Origin of the sequence: Methanocrinis sp., assembly GCF_049974945.1 — an archaeon.
In the GTDB taxonomy this organism is placed as follows: domain Archaea; phylum Halobacteriota; class Methanosarcinia; order Methanotrichales; family Methanotrichaceae; genus Methanocrinis.
The window spans coordinates 1-8,465 of sequence record NZ_JBNGCU010000075.1 but is presented as its reverse complement, the minus strand read 5'-3'; the positions used below and the strand labels follow the sequence as shown (position 1 = coordinate 8,465).

The window sequence follows — 8,465 nt, the reverse complement described above, 5'->3', positions numbered from 1 at the left end:
CACCTGACCGAGATTACCGGCCCTCTGGAGACGTCCGAGGAGTCGGAGCCGCCCCAGAAGGCAAAATATCTCGGCCGACGGGCGAAGTTCGTTGATCTTGCATCTTGGTCGGACCATCGATCAGATACGCCGCAGACCAACAGACCTCTCCTCTGGTTCCGGCGATCCGGCCAGACCGACCCCGGGCCCCTCCCGGCGTTCTCCCTTACAGATAGCTCCTCCACCTCGCCTCCAGATCGGGATCCTGGAGGGTCTCCATCACATAGTCGGCGAACTGTGCTCCCGTCGCCCCGTCCGACCGACCGGTGAGGACGACCTTCTTCTCGTGCTGGCTGCAGATATCCAGGGCCATCTCGAGCCTTCTCGCCTCCTCGACGAAGCCTACGTGCTCGAGGAGCATCACCGCCGCCCTCATCATGCTGGAGGGATCGGCATACTGGGCGCGTCCCTCCTCCACCATCCTCGGGGCCGAGCCGTGGATCGCCTCGAACATGGCGTACCTCTTGCCGATGTTGGCAGATCCCGCAGTTCCCACCCCTCCCTGGAACTCGGCGGCCTCGTCGGTGATGATGTCGCCGTACAGGTTGGGAAGAACCACCACCCGGAACTGGGTCCGGCGCTTTGGGTCGACCAGCTTCGCCGCCATGATGTCGATGAACCACTCGTCGAGCTCGATCCCCGGATAACCCTCGGCGACCTTCCTTGCCATCTCCAGGAACTTGCCGTCGCTGGTCTTGATGACGTTCGCCTTGGTGACGGCCGTGACCTTATCGATCCCGTTCTTTTTGGCGTGGTCGAAGGCGAGCTTCACTATCCTCTCGGCTCCGGGGTTTGTGATCACCTTGAAGTCGAAGGCTATCTCGTCGGTGACGTTCAGCCCCCGGCTTCCCAGGATGTAGGCCCCCTCGGTATTCTCCCGAAAGAAGATCCAGTCGATCCCCAGGCTGGGGACCTTGACGGGCCGGACGTTGGCGAAGAGGTCCAGCTCCCGGCGCATGGCCACGTTCGCGCTCTCCAGGTTCGGCCAGGGGTCGCCCTTCTTAGGCGTGGTCAGGGGCCCCTTGAGGATGGCGTGACATCTCTTCAGCTCGTCGACGACCCCGTCGGGGAGCGCCTTCATCGCCCTCGCCCTCTCCTCGATCGAGAGCCCCTCAACGTTTCTGATCTCGACTTTGCCGGCCTCGATCTCGCCACCCAGCACGTACTCGAGGACCCTTCTGGCCTCGACGCTGATGTAGGGGCCTATCCCATCGCCGCCCACCACCCCGATGACGATCGGCTCGATCTTGGAGTAGTCGATCCAGGCCTCTGCGGCCTTCATCTCCTCCACCCGGTCCATCTGCTCGACGAGCAGCTTCTCGAAGTGGGCCTTCGCCCTCTCTATGGCCTCTCTATTCTCGCTCATGATTCTAATCCCTCCGTCGAATCTCGGTCTCCCTCATCCTCCCCTTTTTCTATAGTTAACCCTCTGATCCATCGAGGGGGTCTTCTCCTGACGGCCCCCACCCACCAAAAATATAAACTTCAACATCCCAGGCCATTACATGACAACCCCGGAGATCATATTCTACGTCATAATATTCCTGATCGTATCCATGATAACTAGGATCATACTGAAGATCAGGCGTGGCTACTGATGCCGGTTGGAGGAGCTGATATGGATATATTTCCACCCGTAATCGCTACCGTGGGCGGCGGAGGTACGAGGCTTTATCCTCTGACCCTCGACCAGCCCAAGCCCCTGGTAGACCTCTGCGATACCGCCATCATCGCGACCCTCTTCAGGGTCCTGGCGACCCAGGGATGCAGGCGGTTCGTCCTGGGGAGCAAGGGGGCGGAGAACACCCTTCCCCTCAACAACTACTTCAAGGCGGGAGAGGGGTTCTTCAAGAGGTTGGGGATGAACGATATAAAGGAGTTCGCCTACCAGCCCCAGTACGACGACAAGGGAAGCGCCGACTCTCTGAGATACTGCGCGAACTACTTCGACGTCAAAGAGGATATGCTCGTCGTCTCTGGGGATAACGTCATCGATATCAACCTCAGAAGATTCATCAATTTCCACAGAGAGAAGAAGGCCGTCCTCACCGTGGCCCTGAAAGAGCTGAGCGAAGATGAGAACGTATCTCAGTACGGCGTCGCCGAGATCAATGGAGATCAGCGGATCAACGGCTTCGTCGAGAAGCCAGCCCGGGGAAAAGAGCCGAGCAGGATGATCAACACCGCCTTTTACCTCTTCTCCCCCCAGGTCCGGGAGGTCCTAGCCGAGATGGGCGACTCGGCCCGGGACATAGGCGGCGATCTCATCCCCTATCTCACAGAGCACGGCTATCCTGTCTACGGCTATCCTGTCGAAGGCTACTGGATCGATATAGGCACCCCCGAGAGGCTCCTCCAGGCGGCGATGGACTTTCTGGGCGGAAAGGTGGAGCACTACGCCTTCAGGAACGAGTACCGTCCAGGCCAGTGGGTCAACCCCGCGACCCTCGATAGGATCGCAAGGTACCTCGACTCCGGGGATATCGAGCTTCGGGGGAAGGTCTTCATAGGACGAAACTGCAACATAGAGAAGGGCGTCGTCATCGAGAACTCTCACATCGGCCACACCAGCCTGATCGAGAGGGACTCGGTGATCAAAAACAGCATGGTCATGAGCTTCGCCAACGTAAAGAGGGGATCGCTCCTGAACAGAACGATAGTGGGGAGGCACTCCACCATCGGGACGAAATGCGTCCTCGACGCAGACCAGTCCTACAGCAAGCCGGGCAAGATACCGGTGGTGGGAGAGAACGTCGTCCTCCCCCAGGAGTCGGTGGTCGGGCCAGGGACCAGGGTGGCTCCCCTCAAGTACAGCTACAAGATCCTGGCCACCGGGAAGTTCTCGCAGCTGGGCACCGACGACAGAAATATATATTTCTGCGAGAAGTGAGCCTACCAGTAGCGCTCCCAGCCTCCGCTCTCCAGGGCCCTGACCCTATACTTTTTGTCGTTCTCGATCAGAAATCTGTGGAGATCCTCGGCGCTCTTGAAGAAGGACTTGTCCCGAAGGTTGTCGTAGATCTCCTCGGAGGTGAACCTCCTGAGCTGGCCCTTTCCATAGACGATCCTCTCGATGGTGTACCATAAGTCGTCGAACTTTCTGAGGCTTCCTGTCCATTCAACCATTCGTACCACCTTAGTGGGGCGTTTCTGGCTTAAATGAATAAGAACGTTTCGTTCGCCAGGTGACCCGTATGAGATCAGGCCATAGTCCAGAAGGCGAAGAGCTGCCCCCGGATTTCAGAGAATCGCTCCGGTCGCTGAGTGAAGCGATCAGATCCTGTACCCGCTGCCCTCTAGCCGAGTGGAGGACAAAAGCCGTCCCCGGAGAGGGGCCGGATCGGGCCGATATCCTCCTCGTCGGCGAGGCCCCGGGAAGGGACGAGGACCTGGCGGGAAGGCCCTTCGTCGGAAGGGCGGGATCGGTCCTCGACAGCTGCCTCAACGATGCAGGGATCGAGAGGTCCCGGGTCTTCATAACGAACGTCGTCAAATGCAGGCCGCCGGAGAACAGGAGGCCGAGGAAGGCGGAGGTGGAGGCCTGTTGGCCCTACCTAGAAGCTCAGATCGAGCTGGTAGAGCCGAAGGCCGTGATCCTCATGGGGAACGCGGCGACGAAGGCCGTCCTGGACGTAGAGGGCGTAACCTCCCTCCGGGGACGGGTCTTCAGGGAGATCTTCCTGGCCACCTTCCATCCCGCCGCGGTCCTGAGAAACCGAAACCTCAAAGAGGCGCTCGTCTCAGACCTCCTGGTCGCGAAGGAGAAGGCTGAGGGGTAGAGGCCCCTTGCGCCGGAGACGGTGCGCCAGGAGGCGGGGAAGGTCAGGCGGCCTTCTCGGCCGAGAAGAGGGGCTTGACCTTGGATAGGACCTGGGGGAGGGCCAGGATGAAGACCCTGTCTCCTTCCTTCACCTCGGTATCGGCGGTGGGGATTATCGGCTGGCTCCCCCGCATGACCATGCCCAGGATCGCCCCCTTCGGCATCTTCTCGGCTGCGTTCTTCCCCAGGATCTTCGCCTCCTTCTCGACCCGGAACTCCAGCACCTCGGCCTCGTCCTTTCCTATGACGATCACCTCTTCGCTGCCCCTTATCAGCCGGAGGACCGCCTCGACGGTCACCCTTCCCGGGCTGATGGCGTGGTCGACCCCCACCATCTCGAAGAGGTCGATGTAATCGCTCCTGTCGACCCTGGCGACGATCTTATCGGCCCCCAGCTGTTTGGCCAACAGAGAGCAGAGGAGGTTCTTCTCGTCGAAGCCGGTAACGGAGAAGACGACGTCCATCGACCCGACGTTCTCGGCCTTGATCAGCGAGATATCGGTCCCGTCGCCGTTGAGGATCAGGGTCTCAGGAAGCTCTTCTGCCAGCACCTGGCAGCGAACGTTATCGATCTCCACCAGCTTCAGGTCGAAGTCCATCTTCTCCAGCCACTTGGCGAGGTAGAAGCCGACGACCCCCCCTCCGACGATCATCACCTTGTGAGAGGCCGTATCCTCGTGGATCTGTCTTCTCAGCTTCGGCACCGACTTCGCATCGCAGGTGAGGATCAGACGGTCACCGGTCTTGATCGAGATTGTGTCCTCCTTCTTGGGGATCAGAATCTCTTCGCCCCTCTTTATCGCGGCGAGCTTGCAGTTCTCGGCGAGGTCGAGGTTTTCGATCGTCCCGATCAGGGGCATATCCTCGCCGACGACCAGCTCGATCAGCTCTCCCTTCCCTCCCGCGAGCCTCCGACGTTCGATCATCGAGGGGAAGTAGAGGTCGGTGACGATCCTCTCTGCCATCACCAGCTCCGGACAGATCATGAGACCTATGCCGATCTGTTTTCGGTCTTTCATCGGCTGGTCGATGTAGTCGGAGTTGCTGACCCTGGCGATGGTCCTATCGACGCCGAGATGGCTTGCGGTGATGCAGGTGATGATGTTCACCTCATCGTTGCCGGTGACGGCCACCACGATCTCCGCGTCCTGTATCCCGGCCTCAATCAGGAGCTGGGCGTTGGCGGCGTTCCCCTGGAGGACCTTGGCATCGATCCCCTCCAGCCGCTCGCAGGCCTTGCTACTCTGATCGATTACCGTGACGTCGTAGGCGGCGGAGAGCTCCCTGGCCAGGTGAAAGCCGACCTCGCCAGCGCCCGTGATAAAGATGTGCATGGAATTCCTCCTCTCCCGAGCATAGCTCTGGGAGCGAATATAAGCGAAGAGTAGATCATGCCAACGGGAAAAGGCTTTCGCGTGGCTTGAAGGGGCGAAGGGCCGAATCGGCTATCAGCTCGGGGGTCTGAGGATGCGATCTTTATACGATCTAATTTGCTGGTTTGAGGGTTTGGAGGGGGTCATGGTGGCCTTCTCTGGAGGAGTGGACAGCTCAGTTCTGGCGGCCGCGGCCCGTCTTGCCTTGGGCGATGCGGCCGTCGCCGCCACCGTCGAGTCGGAGCTGCAGTCCGAGGCGGACCTTGCGAACGCAAGATCGGTCGCCGCCGAGATCGGGATAGAGCATCTGGTCTTGGAGGTCGGGCTCCTGGAAGATGAGGGGGTCTGCGAGAACCTCTCTATGCGATGTTATCTCTGCAAGAGGGCGATGGCCAAAAGGCTCCTCGACGAGGCGAGGAAAAGAGGAATAAAGGTGGTGGTGGACGGCACCAACGCCTCGGATCGGGCCGAGGATCGGCCCGGCATGAGGGCCCTCTCGGAGGCCGGGATCAGGACGCCTCTGCGGGATCTGGGGATGGCCAAAGAGGGGGTGAGAGAGATGGCTAGAGATCTCGGCCTCTCCTGTGCCGATCGGCCCTCTCGGTCCTGTCTTGCGACCAGGATCGATGGACCTCTCAGCCACGAGCGGCTCGGCCGGGTCGAGGCAGCCGAGGATATTCTTCCCCTGGGCTCGCGGATCTCCGATCGGGGTGATCTGGTCGAGGTGAAGCTTCCCGCAGGGGAGAGGCTCTCTGAAGACGCGGTCGCGGGGCTGAAGAGGCTCGGATACCGGAAGGTGGTAACGGCAGGCTGACGAAGGCTGAAGAGGCTGACGACCCGCTATGTGCCGCCTGAATAACTTTTTTCTATCATCAGAGGAATCGTGCTGCCGGATGCAGATTCGCGAGGATGAGTTAAAAGAGCTGATCGGCGGGTACGAGAGGGTCCTCTACCTCTGCCACAGGAACGCCGATCCCGACGCCGTGGGGAGCGGCTTCGCCCTTCGGGAGGCCTTCGGGGGCGACCTGGCCACGGTGGAGGGGGTGAGCAGGACCGCCTCGGCCCTTCTCTCGGCTATAGGCGCCGATATTCTGATCGATCCGCCTCTCCTGGGCTACGATCTGGTGGTGGTGGTGGACACGGCAGTGGGGCTTCAGGTCGGAGACCTCGATCTCAAAGAATATGCCGTCGTAGACCACCACCAGGATAGGGATCTGGTCGAGGCCGCCCTCTTCTACCTTCAGAGGCCCGCCGACTCCACCGCCGAGATCGTCTGGGAGATCTTGAAGAAGAGCGAAACTCTGCCCAGCCAAAAGGCCGCCCTCGCCCTCTTGGTGGGGATAATAACCGATACCGGCAGGTTCAAGCACGCTCACGCCTCCTCTTTTCGGACGGTGGCCGAGATTTTGGAGAGTTCTGAGGTCGAGTATAATGATGCCCTGGAGGTCCTCTCTCGGGTCCCGACGGAGATATCCAGACGTATCGCCGCCCTGCGGGCGGCCTCCCGGGCAGAGATCGAGTGGACCGACGACTGGGTGATCGTCTCCTCGGAGGTGGGAGCCTTCGAGGGGTCGAGTGCGATGACCCTCGTCGAGATAGGGGCCGACGTCGGCCTCGTCGGCGGGATCCACGGCGACCGGTGCAGGATCAGCGGTCGGGCGAGGAGGGACGCCGTCCTCGCGGGCCTCGATCTCGCCTCCATCATGAGGGTTGTGGGCAGAGCCCATCGGGGGGACGGGGGCGGCCATCGGGGAGCGGCCGCCCTGGAGGCCTCGGGGCCCGCGAAGGAGCTTCTCGCCGAGTGCAGGAAAAAGGTGATGGAGGCCTTGGAGGGGCAGCGGCCGGTCCGGGGCGTTCCTCGGTGCTGAACGCCCGATCTTCTACTGCTTGATCTTCTACTGCCCGATCTCCATCTATTTTCTGTACCTGGTCGCTGCCCTCTTCAGCGCCTCTATCCCGGGCAGCTGGTCGCCGGAGAGGTAGCTTATGGAGGCTCCGCCGCCGGTGCTGACGTGGGAGAACTTAGGCTCCAGGCCCAGCTCCTCGATGGCGGCGCTGGTGTGGCCACCGCCCGCGATGGCGAAGCCGGCCTCGGTGGCAGCCTTAAGGATCTCGGCGGTCCCCAGGGCGAACTTCTCCTTCTCGAAGATCCCGGCGGTCCCGTTCAGGACGACGATCTTCGCCTCTTTGATCCTCTTGGAGAAGTCGACGATCGTCTCCAGGCCGATGTCGGCGATCAAGAGGTCCGGCGGGATCTTCTCCATGGCGACTTCGAGCCTCTCGCCGTCCTTGTCCAGGGCGACGTCCTGGGGGAGGACGATCTTGTCGGGGCTCTTGTCCAGGAGGTCTTTGGCGACCGGGACCATCTCGGAGTAATCGAGCCCCTCCACGAACTCCCGGTTCTTCTCGCCGACGTTGATCCCCGCCGCCATCTGGAAGACGGTGGCCACAACCCCGGTGACCAGGACCTGATCGACGCCGCCCCGGCGGAAGACGTTCTGGATCACCTTGATCGAGTCGTCGGCCTTGGTCCCGCCGAGGACGAATATCGACGGATGCTCGTTCCCCCGGATGCCCATGTCCAGGGAGTCGATCTCCTTCTCCATCAGCCGGCCTGCGGCGCTGGGGAGGACCTCGGTGAAACCGACCACGGATAAGTGGGACCGATGAGATACGGCGAAGGCGTCGTTGACGAAGAGGTCGAAGAGCGGGCTGAGCTGCCGAACCATGTGGCTTTTGGCGTGGTCCTCGGGGGGGCGGTTTATGTTCTCCTCGGCGTAGAAGCGGGTGTTCTCCAGGAGGATGACCTCGCCGGGCTTCATCGCCTTGATCGACTCCCGGGCGTGGGAGCCGAAGATGTCGTCGACGTAGGTGACCTCGCGGTGCAGGAGCTGGGAAAAACGGCGGGCATGGGCCTCCAGGGTGGTGAAGTCCTTCTTTCCTGCCCGGCTCTGGTGGGCCAAGAGGACGACCCGGGCACCCTCCAGGTCGCGCAGAGTGGGCAGGTGGCCGCGGAACCTCTTGTCGTCGAGGATTTTGCCGTCCGGGTCCATGGGGGAGTTTACGTCGACCCGCACCAAGATCCGCTGCTTATCTATGGGGAAATCGTCTAGCGTGAGATAATCCTTCAACTGACTCCCTCCTTCAGGGGGATTTTTCGCTGTGCTAGGGGTTGGCTCAGGATCTATATCACCTTTAGCCCCTCCGGGCGGCGCGGGGCGGGGAGGGGCTGG

The 8,465-nt window shown here is 61.3% G+C and carries 9 protein-coding genes; 4 read left to right on the top strand and 5 right to left on the bottom strand.

Going from position 1 to position 8,465, the window contains the following annotated elements; translation table 11 throughout:
• The coding region (locus tag ACP5EL_RS07830) for a hypothetical protein (RefSeq protein ID WP_428401956.1) at positions 1–224 on the bottom strand (224 nt) is incomplete at its 3' end.
• Entirely contained in the window at positions 206–1,405 is a 1,200-nt protein-coding gene (locus ACP5EL_RS07825) for an isocitrate/isopropylmalate family dehydrogenase (protein WP_428401955.1), read from the bottom strand. The genes ACP5EL_RS07825 and ACP5EL_RS07830, both read right to left, overlap by 19 nt.
• Positions 1,406–1,657: 252 nt before the next feature.
• Between ACP5EL_RS07825 and ACP5EL_RS07820 the strand changes: the two genes are divergently transcribed.
• Complete coding sequence (locus ACP5EL_RS07820) at positions 1,658–2,929, top strand: sugar phosphate nucleotidyltransferase (protein WP_428401954.1); 1,272 nt, start codon at positions 1,658–1,660, stop codon at positions 2,927–2,929.
• Between the two features lie 2 nt (positions 2,930–2,931).
• On the opposite strand, the gene ACP5EL_RS07815 is transcribed toward ACP5EL_RS07820, so the two are convergent.
• Positions 2,932–3,165 carry a hypothetical protein gene (locus tag ACP5EL_RS07815; RefSeq protein ID WP_428401957.1) on the bottom strand — a complete coding sequence of 78 codons (234 nt, stop codon included), beginning with the start codon at positions 3,163–3,165 and terminating at the stop codon, positions 2,932–2,934.
• Between the two features lie 68 nt (positions 3,166–3,233).
• Here ACP5EL_RS07815 and ACP5EL_RS07810 point away from each other — a divergent pair, with 68 nt between their 5' ends.
• Positions 3,234–3,818, top strand: coding sequence for a uracil-DNA glycosylase (locus ACP5EL_RS07810; protein WP_428401953.1), 585 nt, complete (start codon positions 3,234–3,236; stop codon positions 3,816–3,818).
• A gap of 43 nt (positions 3,819–3,861) precedes the next feature.
• On the opposite strand, the gene trkA is transcribed toward ACP5EL_RS07810, so the two are convergent.
• Entirely contained in the window at positions 3,862–5,193 is a 1,332-nt protein-coding gene (gene trkA, locus ACP5EL_RS07805; protein ID WP_428401952.1) for a Trk system potassium transporter TrkA, read from the bottom strand.
• A 133-nt stretch (positions 5,194–5,326) separates the two neighbouring features.
• Here trkA and larE point away from each other — a divergent pair, with 133 nt between their 5' ends.
• Both larE and ACP5EL_RS07795 read left to right on the top strand, forming a co-directional pair.
• Complete coding sequence (larE, locus tag ACP5EL_RS07800; protein WP_428401951.1) at positions 5,327–6,046, top strand: ATP-dependent sacrificial sulfur transferase LarE; 720 nt, start codon at positions 5,327–5,329, stop codon at positions 6,044–6,046.
• 79 nt (positions 6,047–6,125) lie between these two features.
• On the top strand, positions 6,126–7,100 hold the full coding sequence (locus ACP5EL_RS07795) for a DHH family phosphoesterase (protein WP_428401950.1): 975 nt from the start codon (positions 6,126–6,128) through the stop codon (positions 7,098–7,100).
• A gap of 45 nt (positions 7,101–7,145) precedes the next feature.
• On the opposite strand, the gene ACP5EL_RS07790 is transcribed toward ACP5EL_RS07795, so the two are convergent.
• Positions 7,146–8,363, bottom strand: a complete 1,218-nt coding sequence (locus tag ACP5EL_RS07790; protein ID WP_428401949.1) for a phosphoglycerate kinase — start codon at positions 8,361–8,363, stop codon at positions 7,146–7,148.
• Positions 8,364–8,465 lie beyond the last annotated feature (102 nt).